The organism is Pseudomonas sp. PSE14 (assembly GCF_029203285.1).
Taxonomy (GTDB): Bacteria; Pseudomonadota; Gammaproteobacteria; order Pseudomonadales; family Pseudomonadaceae; genus Pseudomonas.
This window is the reverse complement of the sequence record NZ_CP115669.1, coordinates 4,736,429-4,761,665: the sequence shown is the minus strand read 5'-3', so window position 1 is coordinate 4,761,665 and position 25,237 is coordinate 4,736,429. Positions and strand designations below refer to the sequence as shown.

Sequence of the window (25,237 nt, the reverse complement as noted above, 5' to 3'; positions counted from 1 at the left end):
GTCAAGCCTAGAGGTGGCGCGGGCTTCTGTCGTCTGCGCGGGTACGCGGGGAGTGCCCGCGCGCCCGCCGGCAGCTCTCGGTCAGGCGTCGTTCTGCTCGTCGCGCAGGCGCTTCAGGTACTCGCGCGGGGACTGCCCGGTGTGCTGGCGGAAGCAGCGGTAGAAGGCTGACAGCGAGTTGAAACCGGCGGAGAACGCCAGTTCGTCGATGCGCGCCGGCAGCGGCGGGCGCAGCTGGCCGAGCAGGTGGGTGAGGCGCGTCTGGTTGACGTACTGGTAGAAGCTCAGCCCCATCACCTGGTTGAGCAGGTAGGAAATCTGGTTGCGGGTGTAGCCGGTGGCGGTGGCCACTTGGGTGAGGTCCAGGTCTGGAGCCAGGTACGGCTGGCTCTTGCTGAAGTAGTGCTCCAGGTCGCTGGCCAGCTGGCTCAGCTGGCGCGGCGAAAGACCCAGGCGGCTGGTGGCCGGGCGCGGGTCCGCCGCCTGTGGGCGGTTCTCGCCGCCTTCACGCACCACCGAGGCGTATTCGTTGATCCGCCAGATCAGGCCGTCGCGCACGGTGATGGCTTCGCTGGAATGGAAGGTTGCCAGGCGGCCGCTCAGGGTCACCGCGATGCGGTACTGGATGAACGCGGTGTCGCCATCCACGCGGATGCGGTCGATGTGGGCGAGGAACTCTTCCGGGCGGCTGGGCATGGTGCCCTGCACGTAGTCGCGCAGGTCGGCATAACCCAGGGTGCGATTCTGGAAGAAGTCGTTGTACTCCACCTGCGGATGGTAGAGCGCGAGCACCGCTTCGAGGTCGCGATGCTTCCAGCATTCGTGATAGCGCAGGACCACCGCGCGGGTCTGTTCGGTGAGGTGGCTGTCGGTCGGGCGTTGGTCGATGGCGTGCATAGGTTGCCAAGGATGCCAAAGAACCCTGCCCCTCGGGTAGTGGCAATGGCCGCTGCACTATCCAGATGCTCGATGGCCCGTCATTGCCTGCGCCAATATCGCCCGGAAAGGGCCGTGGCAGAGCAGGGATTCACTCTTTCGGGCGACGCCGCGAATACCACCTTGGAGCGCTTACTCCCCACCGGGGGCCTGAGTAGGGTGTAGCCACCTCGACACCGTCAGGAGAGCCGCATGACAACAAAAACAAGGCGCGGATTCTTCCAACCGCAACTTCTCGCCACCGCTGTCGCCCTGGGATGCGCCGCCCAGGCACAGGCCGTTTCATTCAACATTGGGGAGATTGAAGGACAGTTCGATTCCAGCCTGTCCGTGGGGGCCAGCTGGAGTACCCAGAGTCCCAAGCAGGATCTGATCGGTTCCGCCAACGGCGGCCACGGGATGACCCAGACCAACGACGACGGGCGCCTGAACTTCCGCAAGGGCCACACCTTCTCGAAGATCTTCAAGGGCATCCACGATTTGGAGCTGAAGTATGGAGACTTCGGCGTCTTCACCCGGGGCAAGTACTGGTACGACTTCCGCCTGGAGGATGAAGGCACCGAGTGGAAGCCGATCTCCAACAGCGGTCGCAAGGAAGGCGCCAAGTCCTCCGGGGCGCAGCTGCTCGATGCCTTCGGCTACTACAACTATTCCATCGCCGACATGCCCGGCACTGTGCGCCTGGGCAAGCAGGTGGTGAGCTGGGGCGAGAGCACCTTCATCGGCAACAGCATCAACGCCATCAACCCCATCGACGTATCCGCCTTCCGCCGGCCCGGTTCGGAAATCAAGGAAGGCCTGATCCCGGTGAACATGCTCTACATGTCGCAGAGCCTCACCGACTCGCTGTCCGTGGAAGGCTTCTACCAGCTGGAGTGGGACCAGACGGTGCTCGACAACTGCGGCACCTTCTTCTCCACCACTGACGTGGCGGCCGATGGCTGCAACACCAACTACAACATCCTCGACAAGAACACCGTCACTGCGTTGAACGCGCCGGCGACCAAGGCGCTGCTCAACTCCCTGGGCGTGACTGTCACCCCCGAGGGCCTGATGGTGCCGCGCGGCGCCGACCGCGATGCCCGCGACTCCGGGCAGTGGGGCTTGTCGCTGCGTTGGTTGGGCGATGACGTCGAGTACGGCGCCTACGCCATGAACTACCACAGCCGCACGCCCATCGTGAGCATGCAGAACGCCAGTGCCGCCGATATCGGCAATGCCCTGCGTGCCATCGGCGCGGGCGCCTCGGCGCTGGCCCAGCCGATCCTGCTGGGGCGCGGCCACTATTTCCTCGAATACCCCGAGGACATCCGCCTGTATGGCTTGAGCTTCTCCACCACGCTGCCCACCGGCACCGCCTGGCAGGGCGAGTTCAGCTTCCGGCCGAACATGCCGCTGCAACTCAACACCACCGACCTGACGCCGCTGTTGGCCACCACCGTGGCCGGCGGCTTCGCCAGCGGCGGTGTGGCGGGCGCGCTGGCCCAGGCCGAGCAGGTCAACCACGGCTATATACGCAAGGACGTGAGCCAGGCGCAGACCACCTTCACCCACTTCTTCGACCAGGCCATGGGCGCCGACCGCGTTACCCTGGTGGGCGAAGTTGGCGTGACCTACGTCGGCGGCATGACCCGCGAGGTCGGCGAACGCTACGGCCGCGACTCGGTGTACGGCGTGCCGGAGAACGCGGTGGCCGATGCCCAGTATGGCAGCGGCGGCTTCTACACCTCCTCGTCCTGGGGTTACCGCGCCCGCACCATCTGGGACTACAACAACGTGTTCGCCGGGGTGAACCTCAAGCCGAACATCGCCTGGTCCCATGACGTGCATGGCTACGGCCCGGTCTTCAACGAAGGCAGCAAGGCCGCCAGCGTCGGCATTGATGCCGACTACCAGAACACCTACACCGCGAGCCTGAACTACACGAACTTCTTCGGCGGCGATTACAACACCATCGTCGACCGCGACTTCGTTTCGCTCAGCTTCGGCGTGAACTTCTGACCGCCTGACCAAGGAACCGACGTATGAGAACGACAAGAATCCTTCAATGCGGCGCGCTGGCCCTGAGCCTGCTGTCCTGCGGGGTGATGGCCGCGGTCTCCGCCGATGAGGTGGCGAAGCTTGGCAGCAGCCTGACGCCGATGGGCTCGCAGAAGGAAGGCAACGCCGACGGCAGCATCCCGGCCTGGACCGGCGGCATCGCCCGCGATGCAGGCAAGGTGGACGCCAAGGGCTTTCTCTCCGACCCGTTCGCCGATGAGACGCCGCTGTTCACTATCACCGCGCAGAACGTGGATCAGTACAAGGACAAGCTTTCCGCCGGCCAGCTGGCGCTGTTCAAGCGCTACCCGGACACCTACAAGATCCCGGTGTACAAGACCCACCGCAGCTTCGCGTTGCCCGACGAGGTCTACGGCTCGATCAAGCACAGCGCCGAGTTCGTCCAGCCGATCAACGACGGCAACGGCCTGGAGAACTTCGAGAAGAGCCGCTACTACGCCTTCCCGATTCCGAAGAACGGCGTGCAGGCGCTGTGGAACCACCTGACCCGCTACCACGGCGGCAATATCTCCCGCGTGGTGGTGCAGGTGGTGCCGCAGACCAACGGCAGCTATACGCCGATCCGCTTCGAGGAATCGATTGCGGTGCCGCAGAGCATGACCGAGCAGGACGCCAGCAAGACCGGCAACATCCTCACCTACTTCAAGCAGGAAGTGACCGCTCCGGCGCGCCTGGCCGGCAACGTGCTGCTGGTCCACGAGACCCTCGACCAGGTGAAGGAACCGCGCCTGGCGTGGATCTACAACGCCGGCCAGCGCCGCGTGCGCCGCGCTCCGCAGGTGGCCTACGACGGCCCGGGCACCGCCTCGGACGGCATGCGTACCTCGGACAACTACGACATGTTCTCCGGCGCGCCGGACCGCTACGACTGGAAACTGGTGGGCAAGCGCGAGATGTACATCCCGTACAACAGCTACCGGCTGAACTCGCCGCAGCTCAAGTACGACGACATCGTCAAACCCGGCCACATCAACCAGGACCTGACCCGCTACGAGTTGCACCGTGTGTGGGAAGTGGTCGGCACCCTGAAGGCCGGCGAACGCAACATCTATGCCACCCGCCACTTCTACCTCGACGAGGACAGCTGGCAGATCGCCGAGTCCGAGCTGTACGACGGCCGCGGCCAGCTGTGGCGCGTGGGCGAGGGCCATTCGATGACCTTCTACCCGGAACTGGCCACCGGCTACGCCGCAGAGTCGCTGTACGACATCCTCGCCGGCCGCTACGTGACCTTCGGCCTGAACAACGAAGAGAAGCGCGGTTACCAGTTCGGCAACAAGGCCAGCATGGCCGACTTCACCCCGGCGGCCCTGCGCAACACCGGCGTGCGCTGATCCGCTGCTGTGCTCCTTGCCCGGCGCCTCACGGTAGGCGCCGGGTTTCTTTTTTTGGGGGCGCAGTGTCTGCGCCGGGCCGTGAGCAGCCGGCGCTATGACGCGCCATGAATGCCGCTGATGGTCCTTTGCCCGGTCCGCGCCGGGGCATAGTCTGGCCCGCAGCAAATGGCCGGAAGAAGCCCATGTCGACAATCGCCCTGCACAGCGCGGCGCTGCCGCGACTGCCCCGCAAGCATCTGCCCCGTGAACGCCTGCGGGCCAGTCTTGGCGCCGCCGAATGCCGCCTGCGTCTGCTGGTGGCGCCGCCCGGCTGCGGCAAGACGGTGCTGCTGAGCGAGTGCGCACGCCAGGCGCCAGCCGGCACCCGCGTGGTCTGGTTGAGCCTCGGTGGGCGGCCGCTGGAGCCGGCGCAATTCTGCGAGCGGCTGGCCGAAGCGCTCGGTGTGCTTGAAGGGGGCGAGGAGGCGCTGGGGGCCTGGCTGGAGACGGTGAACGAACCGATCTGGCTGATGCTCGACGATTACCCTCGGACGCCGGATACCGCGCTGGATGACTGCTTCGACCGCCTGCTCGCGGTGGCGTCCCCGCAGATCGGCTGGTGGCTGGCCAGCCGGCGGCGGCCGAAGTGCAACTTGACGCGCCTGCTGCTCGAAGGCGAACTGCTGGAACTGGACGCCGCCACCCTTGCCCTGACCCAGGGTGAGCTCGATCGTTATCTGCAGCTGTCGGCCCTGGAATGGCCGCAGGCCCAACGCGAAGCGCTGCACGAGTCGACCCATGGCTGGTTCGCCGGTATCCGCCTGCGCCTGCTGAGCCTGGCGAACGACAGCGAGGTGCCGTGCACGATACAGGTGGCGGAGAGCGGCAGCGCGCTGTTGCAGGACTACCTGCAACGGGAAGTGCTGACTGCTCTGCCCGCGTCCCTGGCGGAGATGCTCTGCGCGCTGGCAAGCATTCCGCGCTTTGGCCGGGAGCTCAGCGATTACCTGTTCGACACGCCCGGCCAGGGGCTGGACGGACTGCTCGCCTGGGGGGCGTTGATCGAGCCGGTGGACAACACCCAGCGCTGGTTCCGGGCTGCGCCGATGCTCGCACCGACCCTGGCGCGCCTGTCCCGCTGGCCGGCGGCGATGTTGCATCGCCGGGCTTGCCAGTGGTTCAGCCAGTCCGGCGACCTCCACGCAGCGTTCGAACACGCCTTGCTCGCCGAGCAGCCGGACGAGGCGGCCAGCCTGCTGCAGCGTTTCACCGAAGAACACCTGCTGCACGGGCGCAATCTCGAACGGGTGCTCAAGCTGCGCGAAATGCTGCCGGACGAGTTGCTGTGCAGCACGCCGTGCCTGCTGGTGCTCAATGCCTGGACCCTGTTGTTCGTCGGCCGGCTGGACGATGCCAAGGCACTGCTCGCCGGCTTCACCCGCTTCCTGCCGATGCCCGGTGAGCGTCGGCAGCGCACGCTGGTCGCCCAGTGGCAGGGCCTGGCCGGAGTGCTCACTCACGCCCGGGGGCGCGCCGGCGCCCGCGAACAACTGCGCGAGGCGCTGGAGTACCTGCCGGAGGATGCCTGGGCGCAAAAGCTGATCTGCCTGTCGGCGCTGACCCAGCAGGCCCAGGCCGGCGGCAACCTGGCCGAAGCCCGCCTGATCAACCGGGATGCGCTCAGGCTCGCGCGGCTGCATGGCAGCCTGACCTTCGAAGCGCTGCTGGAGCTGGACCGCGCCCAGTGGCTGGAGCAGCGCGGCGAGCTGCAACGCGCCGACGCCCTGCTGGCGCGGGTACAGGACTATCTGGACGAAATCAGCGTGACCGGCAACGCCATGGCTGGAAGCGTCGCCCTGCGCCGCGGCTGGCTGAGCCTGCGCCAGGGTCGCAACGACGAGGCGCGCGAGCTGTTCATCGCCGGCCTTACCGAAACCCGCCGCAGCCATGATCCGTGCCTGATCTACGGCCTCACCGGCATGGCCTGGCTGGATGCGCTGGATGACGACATCGACGGCGCTTTCAACCGACTGCTGGAGGCGGAACGGCTGATGCAGCTGCAGCATGTACCCGAGGCCGTGTACCGCGGCTCGCTGTTGCTGGTCAGCGGCGCCCTGAGCCTCCGCCAGGGGCGGGCGGAGCAGGCGCGCGAGGTGTTGCTGCGGGTCGCCTCGCGCTGCCGCACCGACCGCCTGAATCCGCCGGCCGCCATGCCTGACCTGATCCTGCGGGTGGAGCACCTGCTGGCGCTCGCCGAACTGTACGACGGCGAGGTCGAGGGTGCATTGCAACGCCTCTCCGCGATGCTGCCCGACCTGCTGCGGCAGGGGCGCAACACCCTGGCCTGCGATGTCTGGCTGGCGCTGGCCGAAGTCCATTACTTGGCCGGCAACCTGGATGACGCGCGCGCCGCGCTCGACCAGGGGGTGGCGCTGGTGCAGCGCTTCGGCCTGCTCGCCGCACTGCGGGAGACCCAGCGGCGCCAGCCGGGGCTGTTCGGCCTGCGCCCCTGCGCCAGCGAGATGCCCGCGCACAGCCTGCTCAGCCTGCGCGAGCTGTCGGTGCTGGAACTGATCGCGCGAGGCTGCTCGAACCTGGAAATCGGCGAGCGTCTCTACATCTCATTGCACACGGTGAAGACCCACGCCCGGCGGATCAACGGCAAGCTCGGCGTCGAGCGGCGCACCCAGGCGGTGGCGCGGGCGAAGGAACTTGGATTGCTCAAGATCTGAGGCTCTATGGCTCAGTGCAACGCCTTGGGCGGCACGCTGATCTCCGCCAGGCGCTGGGCCAGGCGCAGTTGCTCGGCGGGGTCGTCGCTGAGCAGCATCGCCCGCTCCAGGTCGTAGCGTTCGGCCTGCGGGCACTCCAGCGCGTGGTAGAGATCGGCGCGGGCCAGATGGTCACCGGCGGTCGGCGGGCCCAGTTCAAGCACACGCTGGGCATCTTTCAGCGCGGCCATCGGTTCGCCCACGCCCAGGTGCAGTTGCCGCAGGTTGCGCGACAGGCGCTGGAGCATATCGGCGGCGCTGGCGGTTTGCAGGTGCGCGGCGGAAAGCTCCACCTGCGGCCCCAATTGGCGTACCAGCAGGTCGCGGCAGTCGCGGGTGTAGAGGCGACGGCCGGTGGCTGGGTCGAGCAGGTGATCGGCGCCGGGAACGCGCAGCAGGAAGCGTCCGGGAAAATTCACTCCGACCAGGGAAATGCCTTGCTGGCGCGCCAGCTCCAGGGCGATCAGCGCCAGCGACAGCGGCTGGCCATGGCGGCGTTGCAGTACCCGGGGGAGCAGGGCGGCGCGGGGTTGCAGGGGGAACTCGTCGTCCTCGGCGAAGCCCAGCTCGCTCAGGCGGCGCAACAGCGCCTGGGCCCGCTCGGCGTCCGTGGTCGCCACCGGCAACGCCACCGCGACCTGATGCGCCAGGCTGTCGAGCAGGCGGCGTGCCTGTTCCGGGCCCTGGTGCGGCTCGTGCTCGGCGGCGATCCACAGCGCAGCCTCGAACAGAGCGGGTGGCTCCTGGGCGAGGCAGGCGAGGCAGGCTTGACGCGGGTTCATGGCGTTCTCCGGCTGACCCTGCGGTTTTAACCGTTGCGGGCCGCGCTCGTCCAGTCTCCGCCTGCGCTCGTCGCGAACAAACGCGGACGGAGGGGGATGCCTATACTGTTAGGGCCCGAAAGCTTGGGCGCCCGGTCACTAGCAAGGGAGCGCCGCCATGTTCGACATGATGGAAGCCACCCGGCTCGAGTCGCTGCATCTCACCCAGGACCCGGCCACGGGACTCAAGGCCATCATAGCCATCCACAATTCCCGGCTCGGGCCGGCACTGGGTGGTTGTCGTTATCTTCCCTATCCCAGTGAGGAAGCCGCCCTGCGCGACGCCGCGCGGCTGGCCCAGGGCATGAGCTACAAGGCCGCGCTGGCCGGGCTGCGCCAGGGCGGCGGCAAGGCGGTGATCATCCGCCCGCCTCACGTACCCAATCGCGGCGAACTGTTCGAAGCCTTCGGCCGCTTCATCGATTCCCTGGGCGGCGCCTACATCACCGCGGTGGACAGCGGCACCTCCAGCGCGGACATGGACTGCATCGCCCAATACACTCGCCATGTCACCAGCACCACCACGGGCGGTGACCCTTCGCCGCACACCGCACTGGGCGTGTTCGCCGGCATCCGCGCCAGCGCCCAGGCGCGCCTGGGCAGCGATGACCTGGACGGCCTGCGGGTAGCCATCCAGGGGCTGGGACATGTGGGCTATGCCCTGGCCGAGCACCTGGCCGCCGCCGGCGCGGAATTGCTGGTCAGCGATATCGATTCGGGAAAAGTGGAGCTGGCGGTGGAGGAGCTGGGTGCGCGTCCGGTGCCCAATGAGGCGCTGCTCACCACGCCCTGCGACATCCTCGCGCCGTGCGGGCTGGGCGGGGTGCTCACCTCGCAAGCGGTCGGCCATCTGCGCTGCGCGGCGGTGGCGGGGGCGGCGAACAACCAACTGGCGCAGCCCGACGTCGCCGACGAACTGGAGGCCAGGGGCATCCTCTATGCACCGGATTACGTGATCAACTCCGGCGGCCTGATCTACGTTGCGCTGCAACACCAGGGTGAGGCGTTGCCGACCATCACTGCGCACCTGTCGCGGATCGCCGAGCGGCTGACCGAGGTTTATGCCCATGCCCAGGCCGATCACCTGTCGCCGGCGCGGGTCGCCGACAAGCTGGCGGAGCGGATTCTCTACGGGGAGTATTCGGGGCACTGATGCCGCCGCTCCTATGGCTTTCGTAGGAGCGGACTCCGTCCGCGGTGCTATTGTTCTCCGATTCGCCGTCTTGTTTGGTGTTTCTGTGCCGCTTCGGCGTGCGCTGAAAGATTTTGTTTCGCCCCCTCGGGCGAGTCACTTCTTCCAAACGCCGAAGAAGTAACCAAGAAGGCTTGCCCCTGCATCCGGGTCCCGCTTCGCGGGACTTCCCTCGTTCCATCGAAGTTTCAGGGGCCCGCCGCGAAGGGCCATCCCTGGCCCATCGCGGCTCTCGCGGCATCCATGCCGCTCAACCCCTGAAACTCCGATTCCACTCGGCCTCCTGAAGGGGCGCTCCGGTGCGTGCGGAGATTTCTCTGGAAGTCTTCAAGAGCCAGAGCGGACGTGCTCTTCGTAGGAGCAACTGTCTTTTACTCGATCCCTGTTCTCCAGCAGGTACCGTCTCGGACCATTGCATTGAGTCGCACGATCAGCACCCGCATGCAGGCCACCAGCGCAACCTTGGCACACCGGCCATTCTCGCGCAGGCGCTGGTAGCGAAGGGCGAAGTCTGGTTGATAGCGGATGACCGACCAGGTCGCCATGTACAGGATGCGTCGAATCATGCCGCGCCCGCCGCGGATACGACGTTGCCCCGACTTCTGGCCACTGTCGCTGTTGTAGGGGGCCAAGCCGACCAGGGCGGCGATCTGACGCCGGTTCAGTTGCCCCAGCTCCGGCAGGTAGGCCAATAAACCGGCGACAGTTACCGGCCCTACACCTTTGACCTGGCCCAGTTGCTGGGCTTGCTCGGCATCCACCGTCGCCATGGCGTCGGCGATTTGCTCGTCATAGCTGCGAATCCTGGCTTTCAGGGCCTGGATAGCCTCCGTCAGGCATTCGCGGACAAAGGCGTCTTTGGCCTGCTGCAAACGTCGACGCTCATCATCGCGCTGGCCAACCAGTTGCTCGCGACGCTGTACCAGCTCTCGCAGCCGCTCGCGCTCCGGTGAAAGGGGCTGGCTGGGCGCCTCTTCCAGCGTCTGGGCCAGATGCGCCAGGACGGCCGCATCGATGGGATCAGTTTTGGCTTGCTTGCCCATGGCGGTGGCAAACGCCCGCACCCGCGTAGGGTTCAGGCGAGATACCGCGTGGCCGGCGCGGGACAGGGTGTGCAGGACAGCCCGCTCATATCCACCCGTGGCTTCCAGCACGATACGGCCAGGCTTCTCCTCGGCGAAGAGCGCCACCAGTTGCTGATGCCCCACTTCGTCATTGGACACGCTCAAGCTCCTGCCTTGCGGGCGAAGCCACACGGCCAGTGAGTCCTTGGCGACATCGATACCTACCCAACACGTCATGCTCAAACCCTCGTAAACTGCACGGCGAGAGCACTCTGACTGCCCACGCTTGTGGTTCGAGGTTTGGCTCGTTCAACTGTTCGGGCTTTGGTCAGAGGACGGCGGGAGGCAGCTTGGGCTCCTACTCGTGCTGCAAACACCGCGGACCTGCAGCTTGCCTCCCGTCGCTCTCACCTTCGATCCTATCGAAGTCGGCAGACACAAGCGGACCTTGTCCGCGAAATCCATCGCGGCTGACTCGGTGCTCCGTGTGAACGCCGGCGTCATGCGCCTGCGTAGGAGCGAACTCCGTCCGCGATGGGCCGCCTCACTCGTCGGCTGCGCCTTCGCTGAAGATGTCGTTCAACGCATCGGGCTGGTTCTTGAAGGCACGGGCGAAGGCGTCGCGGTTCTTGGCCATGAAGATGCCGATTTCCTCGACCTGGTCCTCCTTGAGCGAAGGCACCGCCTTCTGCAGCACTTCGGCCAGCGTTTCCGCCAGCTCCAGCATCTTGTCGTGCCGGTCGGCTTCTGCCTTATCCATGAACAGGCGCTCCGGATCGCGGCTGCTGCGGTACACCACTTCGACGGCCATTCATCACCTCGTAAGCCTTCTCTTGTTGGGGGAGTGGAAATTACTGTTTATTTATACAGTAAAGTGATTGCGCAATGCTACTGCCGGTGCGCGAATCATTCGTCAGAGCCTAGACGCAGGAAAGAGGGAGGCGGGTATCGGGTGATGGCTCAAATGAGTGCGCGCGCCCTGTAGGCGCGCGCAGCGGTCGGTTCCGACGTGACCGGCGCGATGCGCCGTCAGTCAGAATCTTCAGAAGATAGGAATTTGGCTTAGGAAGCGTTGAGCAGACCGTGGCCGCTGCCTGTCATCGAGGCCAGCAACTGCGGCGCCATACGGCCGTGCTCGATGGCGAGGCCGAAGCGGACGCTCTGGATGAAGCGCTGCAACTGCTTCGGGTCCTGCAGTTGGCTGTTGCGGATCATGCGGCGCGCGGCGACGCCGTCCTCGGTGGAGAGGGTGAGGACGATGCGGCCGTCGAGCCCTTCAAGGCTGAAGTTGACGCGGTACTGCTGCCCGAAGGCGTCGGTCAGTACCTGAAAGGGACTTTCCATGAATCGGTCCTGCCTGTTGTGGGCGTGCTTCTGGATTGACCGGAGGGCAACCGGAAAAGTTCGCCGTCATGGTGCCGCAGCGACGGGCTGCCATGACTGCTCAAGATCAATGGCGTAGTGCTTGCAATGCAGTTCTTGCAAAGAGTGACTGGCAGGCATTCCCCTCAGGAATCCTTTAAGACGTGGAGATCTAACCAATGAAACTGGACTGGGCCGAGCGCCTGCGAGAATGGATGCATGGCTGTGCCGAATCCCTGGGCAACCTGCTGGTGGAGGGCTTCCATTACCTGGCGCTGTTCGCCATTGGCGGCTCGGTGTTCTGGTCGGCGGCGGTGGCCTTCGGCGAGATGATGGGCAAGGGGCACGCGAGCATCGATGACATCCTGCTGCTGTTCATCTACCTCGAACTGGGCGCGATGGTGGGTATCTACTTCAAGACCAACCATATGCCGGTGCGTTTCCTGATCTACGTGGCGATGACTGCGTTGACCCGCCTGATGATCGCCGACATCCAGCACAACCACGTGCCGGACGACGGCATCATCCTGGTCTCGGTGGCCTTGTTGCTGCTGGCGCTGGCGATCCTGGTGGTGCGCTATGCCTCCTCGCGCTTCCCTTCGCCGGCTTCGCCGCAGCGCAGCGGCGAGCGTGAACTGATCAGCGACGACGAGCGCTGATCGCACAGGCATTGATCACGGCCCGCCGCACAGCGGCCGGATGCACTACCATCGGTGCATCCGGCTGCCGAGGAAGTCCGAGCCCATGAAGGGATGGAAGCTGTTCGCACCCCTGCTGATCCTGGTGATCATCGCCATTACCCTCTATCTCCGCCTGCACACCCAGCCGCTGCTGCTGCAGGGCGAGGCGGATGCCACCGATGTCATCGTCGCGTCCAAGGCCAAGGGCCGGGTCGAAGTGCTGCACGTGCGGCGCGGCGACGATGTGAAGCAGGGCCAGCTGCTGATTTCCCTCAGCAGCCCCGAGTTGCAGGCCCAACTGGATTCCCTGCGCGCCGCGCGCAACCAGGTACAGGCCAATCTCGACGAATCCCTCCACGGCACCCGCGAGGAAACCCTGCGCGCCCTGCAGGCCAGCCTGTCCCAGGCTCAGGCCGAGCTGCGCAATGCCGAGCTCGAGTACCAGCGCAACGAGGAGCTGGCCGGCCGTGGCTTCGTTTCCCAGGCGCAACTGGACCTGTCCCGCCGTGGCCGCGACGTGGCGCGCAACCGCGTGGCCGAGGCCCAGGCCAATCTCGACGAAGGCACCCAGGGCGACCGCGAGGAGCGCCGCCGCGCGCTGGAAGCCGCGGTGCGCCGGGCCGATGCGCAGATTCTCGAACTGCAGGCGCAGACCGACGACCTCAACGTGGTGGCGCCGGTGGACGGCGAAGTCGGGCCGATCCCGGCGGAGCAGGGCGAGCTGATCAATGCCTACAGCCCATTGCTGACACTGGTGCGGCTGTCCGACAGCTATTTCGTGTTCAACCTGCGCGAAGACATCCTCGCCGACGTGAAGAAGGGCGATGAGGTGAGCATCCAGGTGCCCGCCCTGAGGAACGCCGAAGTCCGCGCCAGGGTCAGCTACATCGCGCCGCTCGGTGACTTCGCCACCAAGCGCGCCACCCGCGCCACCGGCGACTTCGACCTGAAGACCTTCGAGGTGCGGCTCTATCCGGAGAAACCGGTGGAGGGGCTGCGTCCCGGGATGAGCGCGCTGTGGCACTGGAAGCAGTAAGGCGCAACCTGCTGCGTTTCGCCCAGGCCTTCGGCAGCGAGACGCGCATCGCCCTGCGCAGCTGGACCATCCACTGGCTCGGCTGGCTCTGGCCGCTGCTGCTGTTCGTGGTAATCAGCGGCGTCTACCAGGCCGGCACCCTGCTGGACATGCCGGTGGCGGTGGTCGATGCCGATCACAGCCACCTGTCGCGGCGGATCGTCCGCGAGCTGGACGCCGGCTCCCACGCCAAGGTCGAGGTGCTCGGCGGTGGCCTGCAGGAAGGTCTGCGCCGCCTGCGCATGGCCGACGACTATGCGCTGCTGTACATCCCCCGCGATTTCGAGGCGGACGCGCTGGCCGGCCGCCAGCCCACCGCCGAGCTGTACTACAACTCGCTGTTCTATTCCGCCGGCTTCTACTCCACCCAGGACTTCAGTGGGCTGATGAGCGCCGTCAACGCCGAGCTGCGCCCGCGCCTGGCCGCCGGGATGGATCGTCCGATGCCGGCGCTGGCCAGCGTCGCGGTGTCCTACGAGAGCCTGTTCAACGCCAGCGGCAACTACATCTACTTCCAGCAGTTCGCGGCCATTGTCCACCTGCTGCAGCTGTTCGTGATCGTCGCTACCGTCCATGTGCTGGCCCGCGAGGCGCCGGAGCTGCGCGCATCGTCCCCGCACATCCTGCGGGCCCAGGCCCTAGGCGTGCGCCTGCTGGGCAAGCTGGCGCCCTACACGCTGCTGTTCAGCACGCTACTGATGGTCGAACTGTTCCTGCTGGTGGGGCTCAACGGCGCGCGGATCAACGGCAATCCCTGGTGGATGCTGGCGATCACCGTCTGTTACGTCGCGGCGGCGCAGAGCCTCGGACTGGTGCTGTTCATCTTCACCGCCAACCGCTTCAGCGCCTATTCGCTGATCGGCCTGCTGATCGGTTTGGCGCAGACCTATTCCGGCGTGCTGCTGCCGGAGCTGGCGATGCCGCAGATCGCCCGGGTGATCGCCGAGGCGGAGCCGCTGACCCACACCCTGCACGGCCTGTTCGACCAGTTCCTGCGCAAGGCGCCGGCCGAGTCGGGTTTGTACACCTGCTGCAAGCTGCTGCTCTACCCGCTGCTGGCCTACATGATCGCCAAGATGCGCCTGCGTCGGCGTCTCGACCTGAGCCCGGCGTAAGGAAAGCGCATGGAAAACTTCTGGAGCGTCTTCCGCCAATCCCTGCGCAACATGCTGGGCAAGCCGCTGTGGCTGATGATGGTGCTGTCGGTGGCGCTGACCACCTTGCCCTACGCGCACCGCACCATGAACGACCTGCCGGTGGCGGTGATCGACATGGACCACAGCGCGGCGTCCCGCGAACTGGTGCGCCTGCTTGATGCCGCGCCGAAGATCGCCACCCGCGGCTACGACCAGTTGCCCGAGGCGCAGCATGATCTCGCCTGGCGCAAGCTGTTCGCCATCGTGGTCATCCCGCTGGACTTCGAAAAGCGCGTGCTGCGCGGCGAGTCGGTCACCGTGCCGATCTTCGGCGATGCCACCAACCGCATGGCCAACGGGCAGATCCAGCAGGACATCAGCGCCACCTACAACGAGCTGTCGCTGCGCTACAACCGCGAGCGGCTGACGCGCGGCGGCTTCTCCGAGCGGCAGGCCAGCGTGCTGCTGCAACCGGCGATCGGCCAGCTCACCGACCTGTTCAACCCCGGCACCAGCTTCGCCGCCATCGTCCTGCCCGGCCTGGTGACGCTGATCCTGCAGCACAGCCTGCTGCTCTCCTGCACGCGGGTGAACCTCAACCTGCGCGGCGGCACCCCGCGCTCGCTGCGCCAGCCCGTTTCGACGCGCTTCGGCCGCTACGCCGCGCAGTTGTCGATCTGGACGGTGCTGGCCATGCTCTTCTACGTGATCTGGCCATGGATGATGGGTTACCGGCAGACGGCCTCGTTCTTCATGCTGATGGGGCTGGTGCTGCCCTTCCTGCTGGCGGTGATCGCCATGAGCGAGTTCGTCGCCGAGCTGCTGCCGTCGGAGGAGGCGGTCTACCTGACCATGACCTTCATCACCCTGCCGCTGTTCTACATGGCCGGCTTTACCTGGCCACCCCAGGCCATGCCGCAGTGGGTGCAGCTGCTGGCCGATGCCATTCCCTCCACCTGGGCGATCCGCGCGGTGGTGGAGATGAACCAGATGAACCTGCCGCTCTCCGCCGTGGCCGACAGGATTCTTATCCTCTTCGCCATGGCGGCGGCCTATGGTCTCCTGGGTACACTGATCTACCAGTATCGAAACTGGCGATGGGACCAGCTCAAGGGCTGGTAAAGAAAGTTGAGAGGGAGTTTCGACATGAAGATGTACCTGGTTTGGCCGTTGCTCATGGCCGGCCTGCTCAGTGGATGCGGTTCCTACCACACGCTGCGCAGCGACGATGTGGTGAATGCCAGCGAGCTGCGGCTCAAGGGCACCTATTGCGGTGCCATTCCCCGGGTCTATAGCGGTGTGGTCTGGGATGCCTGCCAGCTGTACGGGGAGCCCCCGGCCGACACGGGTTACACGCCGCCGCCAACACCAGCCAACTCGACCTTCGGCCCGCCGATACTTCCCGTGCTGGACATGGCTTTCTCCGGCGTGGTCGACACCCTGGCCCTGCCCTACACCCTCTATCGGCAGAGCCGCGATGGCAGTATCGAACTGCGCAAGGATTGAGTGATGTATCCGCCACCCAACGTGGCCGGTCAATCGTTGACAGGGAGTTGAACCATGATCCTTCGCTCGATGGTTGCACTGCTGATCGCGGCGGGTGTGGCGGGTTGCGGGTCGGTACGGACGCTATCCAGCGACAACGTCGCCAAGGTCGGTGATCTGGATCTCGGGGGAACGGCGTGTGGCGACAAGCTGCCGCGAGTTTACGGTGGTGTCGTCTACAACGTTTGCGTGTTGAGCGGTGATGGTCATCGGCGAGGCGGGGCGCTCTATCGCTTCGGCCTGATGGAGTATCCGGCGCCAGTCATTGATATGGGCTTGTCCGCAGTGGCCGATACCCTGGTGCTGCCCTATACCCTGTACCGCCAGAATCGGGACGGCGACATTCAGATGCTCCGCGAATAGGCCGTCTAGAGTGAGTGTTCCAGACCCTTCGAGGAACGCTGTGATGAACCCATTGAACGGCAAGGTCGCGGTAGTCACTGGCGCGGCCAGCGGCATCGGCAAGCAGATCGCCCTGACGCTCGCCAAGGCAGGCGCGGCGGTGGCTATCGCTGACCTGCAGCAGGACGCTGCGCAGCGCGTGGTGGATGAGATCGAAAGCGCCGGCGGCAAGGCCCTGGCGCTGGCCATGGACGTCACCGACGAGCAGGCGGTGGACAGCGGCATCGATCGCGTCGTGGCGACCTTCGGCAGCATCGACATCCTGGTGTCCAACGCCGGCATCCAGATCGTCAATCCGCTGCAGGACTTCGCCTTCGCCGACTGGAAGAAGATGCTCGCCATCCACCTCGACGGCGCCTTCCTCACCACCCGCGCGGCGCTGCGCCACATGTACCCGGCCAAGCGCGGCGGCGTGGTGATCTACATGGGCTCGGTGCATTCCCACGAGGCTTCGCCGCTGAAATCCGCCTACGTCACCGCCAAGCACGGCCTGCTGGGCTTGGCCCGCACCCTGGCGAAGGAAGGCGGCCCGCACGGCGTACGCTCCCACGTGGTCTGCCCCGGTTTCGTGCGTACGCCGCTGGTGGAGAAACAGATCCCCGAGCAGGCGAAGGAGTTGGGGATCAGCGAGGAGGAAGTGGTGAAGAAGGTCATGCTCGGTGGCACCGTGGACGGCGAGTTCACCACGGTCGACGACGTGGCGCAGACCGTATTGTTCCTCGCCAGCTTCCCGTCGGCGGCGCTCACCGGGCAGTCGGTGCTGGTCAGCCATGGCTGGGGGATGCGCTGAACTCCCCGCTCCCACGTTCCTGCCCGCCTTGCGTTGTGCGTCAGACCGCCTTGGGCAACGGCGCGAACAGTGCGTCGATATCCGCGTCGTCGAGCTGCCAGTCGGAGCCTGTGCCTTCGAGGATGCCGGCGGCCAGCGCGGCCTTGTCGCGTTGCAGCATCTGGATCTTCTCTTCCACCGTGCCACGGGCGATCAGCTTGTAGACGAACACCGGCTTGTCCTGGCCGATCCGGTAGGCACGGTCGCTGGCCTGGTTCTCGGCGGCCGGGTTCCACCAGGGATCGTAGTGGATCACGGTGTCGGCGGCGGTCAGGTTCAGGCCCACGCCGCCGGCCTTCAGGCTGATCAGGAACAGCGGCACGCGGCCTTCCTGGAAGTCCTTCACCGGCGCGCGGCGGTCGCGAGTGTCGCCGGTGAGCAGGGCGTACTCCAGGTTGCGCTCGACCAGTGCCTCGCCGATCAGCGCGAGCATCGAGGTGAACTGCGAGAACACCAGCACGCGGCGGCCTTCGGCGAGCAGTTCTTCGAGCATGTCCAGCAGGTACACCAGCTTGCCCGAGGTCACCGTGCGCGCCGATTTGCCGGAGGGCGGCGGCGCTTCCTTGTTCACCAGGCGGATGTCGCAGCACACCTGGCGCAGCTTGAGCAGCGCCTCGAGGATGATGATGCGGCTGCGCGCCAGGCCTCGGCGGGCGATCTCGTCGCGGACCTTGCGGTCCAGCGCCAGGCGCACCGTCTCGTAAAGGTCGCGCTGCGCCTCGCTGAGTTCGATGTGCTGGATGAACTCGCTCTTGGGCGGCAGTTCCGAGGCCACCTGCTCCTTGGTGCGCCGTAGCAGGAAGGGGCGGATGCGCGCGGCCAGGTGGGTCAGGCGTGCCTGGTCGCCGTGGCGCTCGATGGGCGTGCGGTAGTCGATGGCGAACTGGCGTGCGTCGCCCAGCCAGCCGGGCAGCAGGAAGTGGAACAACGACCACAGCTCGCCCAGGTGATTCTCCAGCGGCGTGCCGGTCAGGCACAGGCGGTTGCGCGCTTGCAGGTGGCGCGCGGCCTGGGCGGCCTTGGTGCCTGCGTTCTTGATGTTCTGCGCCTCGTCGAGGATCAGCAGGTGGTACTCGTGCTGCGCGAGCTTCTCCGCATCGCGCGGCAGCAGGGCGTAGGTGGTGAGGATCAGGTCGTGCTCGGCGATCTTCGCGAACGCCTTGCGCCGCCCGGCGCCGTGCAGGGCGAGTACGCGCAGGCCGGGGGTGAAGCGCTCGGCTTCGTCCAGCCAGTTGGGGATCAGGCTGGTGGGCATGATCACCAGCGCCGGGCTGGTCAGGCGTCCGGCCTGCTTCTCCAGCAGGATGTGGGCGAGGGATTGCAGCGTCTTGCCCAGGCCCATGTCGTCGGCAAGGATGCCGCTGGCGCCGACTTCGCGCAGGGTCTGCATCCAGCTCAGGCCCTCGTGCTGGTAGGCGCGCAGCTCGGCGTTGAGGCCTTCGGGAATGGTTGCCGGGCGCGCGCGGTAGTCGCGCAGGCGGTGGGCTATCTCGCGCAGTTGCTCGCCGCCCTCCCAGGCCAGCGGCAGTTCTTCCAGTTCGGAGAGGCGCGAGGCGTCGGCCGCGCCCATGCGCAGGCGGCGCACCGGCGGCAGGTCGCCGATGTAGAACTCCGACAGCGTGCCGAGCATCGGCTTGAGTTTGCCGAACGGCAGCGATACCCGCAGAGGGCGATCCGAGGCGGTCTGCCAGGTGTGGATCGGGGTGCGCCCGGCATCCAGACGCAGCACCAGTTGTTCATCGTCGGCGTGGCGGGCGAGGGCGGCCGGGTCGAGCAGCGCCGGCATCCGGCGGATCAGTTCGATCAGCGACGGCAGCAGGCTGATGCGGCGGCCGTCCACCTGGATGCCCAGCTCCAGGTCGAACCATTGGCGGTCTTCGGTTTCCTCGATCTCGGCGTACCAGTCTTCCACCGGCGAGATGTCGAAGACGAACTCCGGGCGCACGTCGATTTCCCAGCCCTGCTCGCGCAGCTGCGGCAGTCCTTCGCGCATGAAGCCCTGCCAGGCGCTGTCGTCGGGCAGCTCGAACATTTCCCCGGCGCTGTCCTCCAGCGCATCGCTGCGCCGCATTGCCGGCCTGAAGCCCAGTTCGCGCAGGTCCAGGCGCCAGGCCTGTTCGAGTTCCAGCTGGCGGCTGACGCGCACGATGCGGTCATCGCGGAAGACCCGGATCTCGCGGCCCGAGCGCGGGGTAACGCTGCCGGAGACCGGCATGTCGTCATACAGGAAGGCCAGCGCGGCGCGGTGCCGGGAGATGTTCTGCATGCGCCCGCTGCGCAGGTCGAAGCCGCTGTGCACATGGCTGCCCAGGGTCAGCCGCGGGCGTGGCGCGAATTCGTCGCGCGCCACGGCGGGCAATGGAGATTCGGCGGGTGGCTTCATCCGAGTTTCCTTCCGGCGATCCAGCCGAGTACGCAAACGCCCGATGATACCGCGATTTTTCTCGCCTGGGCGCGGAAGGAAACCAGCGGTCAACGGGCGAAGCGTTTGGCTCCGGCGACGCACAGCACCACGGCGACGGTGGCGCCGGCCATCAGCGGGCTGATCTGCTCGTGCAGCAGCAGGCCGGCCAGCGCCAGGCCGAAGAAGGGCTGCAGTAGTTGCAGCTGGCCGACCGCGGCGATGCCGCCGGTGGCTAGGCCGTGGTACCAGAAGAAGAACCCGATCAGCATGCTGAACAGCGACACGTAGCCCAGGCTCAGCCAGGCCGGCCAGCCGGCGCCGGAGTAAGTTTCCGGCTGGGTGTACCAGGCCAGCGGCAGCATCAGCGGCAGGGACAGCACCAGTACCCAGCAGATCACCTGCCAACTGCCCAGGTGCCGGGCGATGCGTCCGCCTTCGGCGTAACCCAGGCCGCAGACGGCGATGGCGGCGAGCATCAGCAGGTCGCCGGTGAGATTGCCCGCGCCGCTTTGCGACAGCGCGAAGCCGGCCACCACAGCGCTGCCCAGCAACGAGCAGATCCAGAACGCCGGGCGCGGTTGTTCGCCGGCGCGCATCACCCCGAACAGCGCAGTGGCCAGCGGCAGCAGGCCGACGAAGACGATGGCGTGGGCCGAGTTGACGTGCTGCAGCGCCAGGGCGGTAAGCAGCGGGAAGCCGACCACCACGCCGCCGGCGACCACCAGCAGGGGAAGCAGGTCGCGGCGCGCCGGCAGCTTCTGCCGCAGCACGATCAGGATCAGCGCCGCCAGCAGGCCGGCGATGCTGGCGCGGGCGAGGGTGAGGAAGGTCGGGTCGAAGTCGGCCACCGCCACCCGCGTGGCCGGCAGCGAGCCACTGAAGATGAGGACGCCGAGGAAGCCGCTGAGCCAGCCGCCGAGATTGCTGTTCGTGGCGAGCGTGTGGGTGTTGTTCATGGTGGGTCATCCAGCAGGAGGGCGAGCTTGGAGAATGCGCGCGGACCCGCCGGGCGGCCAGTGACAGAAAGGTACAATTTTCGCAAACTGTCCGTAAATTATCCCGGTACACATTATCTCTGAGGGAGCGAGGGCAGCATGGGCAGGCCAAAGAGCACGCGAGTCGATACGGTGATGCACCACGTGCGCGAGCGCCTGGCCGCGCGGGCGCTGGTGCCGGGTGAGCGGCTGCCGTCGATCCGCCAGTTGGCCGAGCAGTTGGAGGTGTCCAAGACCACGGTGGTGGAAGCCTACGACCGTCTCGCCGCCGATGGGGTGATCGCCGCCCGGCGTGGCTCCGGTTTCTATGTCAGCGGCCATGCGCCGCCCCTGTCGCTGGCGGAGATCAGCCCGGCGCTGGACCGCAGCATCGATCCCCTGTGGATATCCCGGCAGTCGCTGGAAGCCGCCGACACCTCGCTCAAGCCCGGCTGCGGCTGGCTGCCGCCGTCCTGGCTGCCGGAGGACGAGCTGCGCCGCGCGCTGCGGCAGATCGCCCGGGCGCCGCAGTCGAGCCTGCTGGAGTACGGGCGCCCCTATGGCCACGCCGGCCTGCGCGAGCAGCTGGCGCGCCGCCTGGCGGACTACGGCGTGCCGGTCGGCCCGCAGCAGGTGGTGCTCACCGACAACGGCACCCAGGCCATCGACCTGGTCTGCCGCTTCCTGCTGGAGCCGGGCGACTGCGTGCTGGTGGACGATCCCGGCTACTTCAACTTCCAGGCCCTGCTGCGCGCCCACCGCGTGCAGGTGGTCGGCGTGCCCTACACGCCAACCGGGCCGGACGTGGCCGCCATGGCGAGCCTGCTGGAGCAGCACCGCCCGCGCCTGTACATCACCAACTCGGCCTTCCATAACCCCACCGGCGCGGTGCTTTCGCCGCTGGTCGCCCATCGCCTGCTGAAACTGGCCGAGGCCCACGACCTGCTGATCGTCGAGGACGATATCTTCGGCGACTTCGAGCACGAGAGTGCGCCGCGCCTGTCCGCCTTCGACGGGCTGGAACGGGTGATCCAGGTCGGCAGCTTCTCCAAGACGCTGTCCGCCTCGGTGCGCTGCGGCTACATCGCCACCCAGCCCGAGTGGTGTGAGCGGCTGGTGGACCTGAAACTGGCCACCAGTTTCGGCAACAGTCCGTTCAGCGCGGAAATGCTCCATGAGCTGCTGCGCAAGGGCAGCTACCGTCGGCATCTGGACAGCCTGCGCGCACGCCTGGCCGATGCCATGGGCGAGACGCTGCAGCGCCTGCGCACGCTGGATATCCAGCCCTGGCTGGAGCCACGCGGCGGGATATTCATCTGGGCCAGCCTGCCGGGTGGGCTGGACGCCGCCGAGGTGTCCCGCGCGGCGCTGGCGGACAACCTGGTGCTGGCGCCGGGCAATGTCTTCAGCCTCAGCCAGAGCGCCACCGGCTTCCTGCGTTTCAATGTCGCCCAGTGCCTGTCGCCGCGAGTGTTCGAGGGGCTGGAGCGGGCCATGGATGTGGCGCGCACGCGCTGACAGAAAATTTTTCGTATCGGCCTGCAGGTTTTCCTTCGCCGTTCGGCCTCTGTGCAATCCCGCTTGATCTGCACAAGGAAATTTCATGCCCGCCTGCGCGACGGCGTGCTGAAGGGCCTCGGTTTCGGCGCGGACGCTCGCTACAACGGCCGCAGTCCGGGGGCTTCGGACAACTCGCTGGACGTGCCCAGCTACGCCCTGCTGCACCCCCGCCGTGCGCTACGAAACCTTCGCCATCAACGCCGACAACCTCTCCGACCGCGATACATCGCCGGCTGCTACGACGCTACCCGCTGCATCTACGGCAACGGCCGTGTCGTTACGGGAACCGCGACCTACCACGGGTAGGTCGCGGCGCCGGGGCGGGCGGTTGTCCAAGGATGTCGGCAGCCCCTGTGCCGTGCAGCGGATGGCGGACACAGATGCTGACAAAGACGCCGAGTGATTTCTTTTAATTGAGAAGCAATATCATATAATTCTGCTTTTCAATCACTCTTCCGGGAAGCTCCCGGGAGGCTTCGCAGGATTCACCCGCATGTCAGCTACCCCGCGCTCCCGAGGCTTGAGCGGCGCCCAGGCCGGTGCCGTCACCGCCCGCATCCTGAGCGCCGTGGTCGGTGGTTACGCCCTGGCCTACACCGCCACTGCCTTCCTCAGTGTCTACCTGCCGATGTCGCGGCCGGACCGTGTATCCCTGGCCAGCCTGGCCTGCTTCATCGTCTGGGTCGCGGCGATCCTCTATGCCTTCGGTGCGCGCAGTCCCTGGCGTGCGGTCTGGGCGCCGCTGGCGCTGAGCGTCGTGCTCGGACTGGCGGCCTTCCTGCCGGCGAGCTACGGGGTGCGTCCATGAGCCTGCGCCAATCCATGTCCGGGCTGCATACCTGGAGCGGACTGCTGGTCAGCTGGATTCTCTTTGTCGTGCTGTTCTCCGGCACCGTCGCGGTGTTCGACAAGGAGCTGACCCGCTGGATGCTGCCGCAACTGCAGCCGCTGGAATCGATCCAGGTCGGCGCCGACCAGGTCCGCGAACTGATCGTCGAGCGTGCCCCCCGTGCCCACGCCTACTGGATGCTGCCGCCGAGCGAGCGCATGCCGTACTGGATCGCCGGTTGGGTGCCGGAAGACCTTGGCGAGTTCCAGTCCTTCCTGGTCGATGCGCGGACCGGCGAGGAGCTGCCGAAAACCGTGGGCGGCAATTTTTTCCTCGAACTGCACTACGAACTGCACGGCGGCATGATTGGCCTCTATGTGGTCGGCGTGGCCGGCCTGTTCATGCTGGTGGCGCTGGTCAGCGGGGTGATCGTGCACCGGCGCATCTTCAAGGATTTCTTCACCCTGCGGCCGCAGGCGGCCAGGCAACGCGCCTGGCTGGACGCGCACAACGTGCTGGGCGTGCTCGGCCTGCCGTTCCATCTGCTGATGGCGTACACGGGGCTGGCGATCTTCATCACCTTCTACATGACCGCCGGCATCCAGGCCGCCTACAAGAACGACATGGAGCGCTTCGAGCATGAAGTGCAGGGCGCCTTCGAGCGGGAGGAACTGGGCAAGCCGGCCAAGCCGCCGAAGTCCATCGACCGCATGATCCTCAAGGCGCGCGAGGCCTGGGGTGACGACAGCACCGTGGGCTGGATCAATGTCGAGCATCCCAATGACGCCTCGGCGATGGTCCAGGTGCGCCGAGCCGTCGAGCGCAGCATGGTGAATGATCAACGTACGGTGTCGTTCGACTCCGGCACCGGCGCGCTGCTGCATGTGCAGCCGCCCTACAAATCCGGCTATCACACCTACGCCTGGCTGACCGGCCTGCACATGGCGCAGTTCGGCAACCATCTGCTGCGGGTGATGTATTTCATCCTCGGCCTGCTGGGCTGCGCGATGGTCTTCGGCGGATTGCAGGTCTGGGTAAGCAAGCGTGAGGCGCGCGCTCATCGGGGCGTGGCGCTGGTACGGGTACTCAATGGCGCGGTGTGCGGCGGGCTGCCGCTGGCGTCGCTGGGGCTGCTGGCGGCATCGCGCCTGCTGCCCGCCGGGATGGCCGGGCGTGAGCGCTGGGAGGCCACCGCGTTCGTGGCGACCTGGCTGCTGGCGCTGGCCCATGCGCTGTGGCGCCGCGGTGGACGCGGCATGGCCCGTGAACAGTTCGGTGCGCTGGCCGCGCTGGCGCTGCTGCTGCCGGTGCTCGGCCTGTTCGGGCCCGAGCCCGGCCGACTGACCCGCCGTATCGCCGAGGGCGACTGGCTGATGGCGGGGATCGATCTTGGCCTGCTGCTGATGGGCGCGCTGTGCGCTGTACTGGCCTGGCACCTGGGCCGGGAACGCGCCGAGCCCGTGCGGGTGCGCCGTGGCCGTACCGAGGAGTTCGCCTGATGTTGCTGGTGTTCGGTCTGAACCTGCTGGCGCTGGCGGCGGCCTGTCTTTCGCTGTCGCGTCATCATCGTGATCTGTTCGGCAGCGCGCCCTCGGAATTCCGCGTGCGCCTGCTACGGGGTGTGGCACTGGTGGATGGGGCGCTGGCGCTGGCCTATGCGATTCATCGCATGGGGATCGAGCTGGGTATCGTCTACTGGGCGTGTCTGCTGATGATCGCCGGGGCCGCGCTGGTTTTGCTGCTGGCCTGGCGGCCGCGCTGGGCGCTGCCGACGGCGGCGGCGATGCCGGTGATTGGTGGCGTGGTGGCGGTGTTGGGCTGAGCCTTGTAGGAGCGAGCTTGCTCGCGAACCGTACTCTGCCGTTGCGCCCGATGCCTTTCATAGGGCGGATAACGTTCGACGTCATCCGCCGATTAGCCGCGGCTTCGGTGTTTCAGCGCCGCTTCGGCGTGTTCGGATGTCTTTGGTTTCGCCCCCTTGGGCGAGTTACTTCTTCCAAACGTCGGAAGGCCGCCTCCAAAGAAGTAACCAAGGGGGCTAGTCCCGGCATCCCTGGCCCTCTACGCCTCTCGCGCAATACCTCCACTTGACCTCCTGACGGGACTCTGCGCGTGCCGGTGACGGTGGATGTTCTTCATAGGATGGCGTGGAGCGAAGCGATACCCATCTCGGCGGATAACGCTGCGCGTTATTCGCCCTACGAAAAGCAAGAGTATCGCGGACGGAGTCCGCTCCTACGAACGCATGCACACTGCTCTGGCTCTGGATTTAAAGACTTC

22 protein-coding genes are annotated in these 25,237 nt (G+C 66.5%); 15 read left to right on the top strand and 7 right to left on the bottom strand.

Going from position 1 to position 25,237, the window contains the following annotated elements; genetic code table 11:
• Window positions 1-81 precede the first annotated feature (81 nt).
• Window positions 82-834, bottom strand: a complete 753-nt coding sequence (locus tag O6P39_RS21750) for a nuclear transport factor 2 family protein (protein WP_275612007.1) — start codon at window positions 832-834, stop codon at window positions 82-84.
• A gap of 294 nt (window positions 835-1,128) precedes the next feature.
• Here O6P39_RS21750 and O6P39_RS21745 point away from each other — a divergent pair, with 294 nt between their 5' ends.
• The 3 genes from O6P39_RS21745 to O6P39_RS21735 all read left to right on the top strand — a co-directional run bounded on the left by O6P39_RS21745 (window position 1,129) and on the right by O6P39_RS21735 (window position 7,045).
• The gene (locus O6P39_RS21745) at window positions 1,129-2,937 is read left to right on the top strand and encodes a DUF1302 domain-containing protein (RefSeq protein ID WP_275608485.1); all 1,809 of its coding nucleotides are present in this window, start codon (window positions 1,129-1,131) and stop codon (window positions 2,935-2,937) included.
• A gap of 23 nt (window positions 2,938-2,960) precedes the next feature.
• A complete protein-coding gene (locus O6P39_RS21740; RefSeq protein WP_275608484.1) occupies window positions 2,961-4,331 on the top strand; it encodes a DUF1329 domain-containing protein in 1,371 nt (456 codons plus the stop codon).
• A 185-nt stretch (window positions 4,332-4,516) separates the two neighbouring features.
• Window positions 4,517-7,045 (top strand): LuxR C-terminal-related transcriptional regulator, encoded by a 2,529-nt coding sequence (locus O6P39_RS21735; protein ID WP_275608483.1) that lies wholly within the window; start codon window positions 4,517-4,519, stop codon window positions 7,043-7,045.
• An 11-nt stretch (window positions 7,046-7,056) separates the two neighbouring features.
• Here O6P39_RS21735 and O6P39_RS21730 read toward each other — a convergent pair whose 3' ends face one another.
• Entirely contained in the window at window positions 7,057-7,866 is an 810-nt protein-coding gene (locus O6P39_RS21730; RefSeq protein WP_275608482.1) for a transglutaminase family protein, read from the bottom strand.
• A 157-nt stretch (window positions 7,867-8,023) separates the two neighbouring features.
• On the opposite strand from O6P39_RS21730, the gene O6P39_RS21725 reads away from it, so the two are divergent.
• On the top strand, window positions 8,024-9,058 hold the full coding sequence (locus O6P39_RS21725; RefSeq protein WP_275608481.1) for a Glu/Leu/Phe/Val dehydrogenase: 1,035 nt from the start codon (window positions 8,024-8,026) through the stop codon (window positions 9,056-9,058).
• Window positions 9,059-9,468: 410 nt separating this feature from the next.
• On the opposite strand, the gene O6P39_RS21720 is transcribed toward O6P39_RS21725, so the two are convergent.
• The 3 genes from O6P39_RS21720 to O6P39_RS21710 form a co-directional block, all read right to left on the bottom strand.
• Entirely contained in the window at window positions 9,469-10,398 is a 930-nt protein-coding gene (locus tag O6P39_RS21720; RefSeq protein ID WP_275608156.1) for a transposase, read from the bottom strand.
• A 307-nt stretch (window positions 10,399-10,705) separates the two neighbouring features.
• A complete protein-coding gene (locus tag O6P39_RS21715; protein WP_275608480.1) occupies window positions 10,706-10,972 on the bottom strand; it encodes a YebG family protein in 267 nt (88 codons plus the stop codon).
• A gap of 251 nt (window positions 10,973-11,223) precedes the next feature.
• Window positions 11,224-11,505, bottom strand: a complete 282-nt coding sequence (locus tag O6P39_RS21710) for a DUF3509 domain-containing protein (RefSeq protein WP_275608479.1) — start codon at window positions 11,503-11,505, stop codon at window positions 11,224-11,226.
• A 197-nt stretch (window positions 11,506-11,702) separates the two neighbouring features.
• Between O6P39_RS21710 and O6P39_RS21705 the strand changes: the two genes are divergently transcribed.
• The 7 genes from O6P39_RS21705 (at window position 11,703) to O6P39_RS21675 (ending at window position 17,151) form a co-directional block, all read left to right on the top strand.
• The gene (locus O6P39_RS21705; protein WP_275608478.1) at window positions 11,703-12,182 is read left to right on the top strand and encodes a phosphate-starvation-inducible PsiE family protein; all 480 of its coding nucleotides are present in this window, start codon (window positions 11,703-11,705) and stop codon (window positions 12,180-12,182) included.
• Window positions 12,183-12,267: 85 nt separating this feature from the next.
• On the top strand, window positions 12,268-13,239 hold the full coding sequence (locus tag O6P39_RS21700; protein ID WP_275608477.1) for an efflux RND transporter periplasmic adaptor subunit: 972 nt from the start codon (window positions 12,268-12,270) through the stop codon (window positions 13,237-13,239).
• A complete protein-coding gene (locus tag O6P39_RS21695; protein WP_275608476.1) occupies window positions 13,221-14,393 on the top strand; it encodes an ABC transporter permease in 1,173 nt (390 codons plus the stop codon). The genes O6P39_RS21700 and O6P39_RS21695 overlap by 19 nt, the downstream gene beginning before the upstream one ends.
• A 9-nt stretch (window positions 14,394-14,402) precedes the next feature.
• Window positions 14,403-15,536 (top strand): ABC transporter permease, encoded by a 1,134-nt coding sequence (locus O6P39_RS21690; RefSeq protein WP_275608475.1) that lies wholly within the window; start codon window positions 14,403-14,405, stop codon window positions 15,534-15,536.
• Between the two features lie 24 nt (window positions 15,537-15,560).
• Entirely contained in the window at window positions 15,561-15,920 is a 360-nt protein-coding gene (locus O6P39_RS21685; RefSeq protein ID WP_275608474.1) for a YceK/YidQ family lipoprotein, read from the top strand.
• A gap of 54 nt (window positions 15,921-15,974) precedes the next feature.
• On the top strand, window positions 15,975-16,322 hold the full coding sequence (locus O6P39_RS21680) for a YceK/YidQ family lipoprotein (protein ID WP_275608473.1): 348 nt from the start codon (window positions 15,975-15,977) through the stop codon (window positions 16,320-16,322).
• A 43-nt stretch (window positions 16,323-16,365) separates the two neighbouring features.
• Window positions 16,366-17,151 (top strand): 3-hydroxybutyrate dehydrogenase, encoded by a 786-nt coding sequence (locus tag O6P39_RS21675; protein WP_275608472.1) that lies wholly within the window; start codon window positions 16,366-16,368, stop codon window positions 17,149-17,151.
• A gap of 40 nt (window positions 17,152-17,191) precedes the next feature.
• On the opposite strand, the gene O6P39_RS21670 is transcribed toward O6P39_RS21675, so the two are convergent.
• A complete protein-coding gene (locus O6P39_RS21670; protein ID WP_275612006.1) occupies window positions 17,192-19,222 on the bottom strand; it encodes a DEAD/DEAH box helicase in 2,031 nt (676 codons plus the stop codon).
• A gap of 440 nt (window positions 19,223-19,662) precedes the next feature.
• The gene (locus O6P39_RS21665; RefSeq protein ID WP_275608471.1) at window positions 19,663-20,550 is read right to left on the bottom strand and encodes a DMT family transporter; all 888 of its coding nucleotides are present in this window, start codon (window positions 20,548-20,550) and stop codon (window positions 19,663-19,665) included.
• Between the two features lie 138 nt (window positions 20,551-20,688).
• Here O6P39_RS21665 and O6P39_RS21660 point away from each other — a divergent pair, with 138 nt between their 5' ends.
• From O6P39_RS21660 to O6P39_RS21645, 4 genes are all read left to right on the top strand, one after another.
• Window positions 20,689-22,086 (top strand): PLP-dependent aminotransferase family protein, encoded by a 1,398-nt coding sequence (locus O6P39_RS21660; protein ID WP_275608470.1) that lies wholly within the window; start codon window positions 20,689-20,691, stop codon window positions 22,084-22,086.
• A gap of 535 nt (window positions 22,087-22,621) precedes the next feature.
• On the top strand, window positions 22,622-22,936 hold the full coding sequence (locus O6P39_RS21655) for a DUF3649 domain-containing protein (RefSeq protein WP_275608469.1): 315 nt from the start codon (window positions 22,622-22,624) through the stop codon (window positions 22,934-22,936).
• Window positions 22,933-24,456, top strand: coding sequence for a PepSY-associated TM helix domain-containing protein (locus O6P39_RS21650; RefSeq protein ID WP_275608468.1), 1,524 nt, complete (start codon window positions 22,933-22,935; stop codon window positions 24,454-24,456). The genes O6P39_RS21655 and O6P39_RS21650 overlap by 4 nt, the downstream gene beginning before the upstream one ends.
• A complete protein-coding gene (locus O6P39_RS21645; RefSeq protein ID WP_275608467.1) occupies window positions 24,456-24,779 on the top strand; it encodes a DUF3325 domain-containing protein in 324 nt (107 codons plus the stop codon). Before O6P39_RS21650 ends, O6P39_RS21645 begins: the two co-directional genes overlap by 1 nt.
• Window positions 24,780-25,237 lie beyond the last annotated feature (458 nt).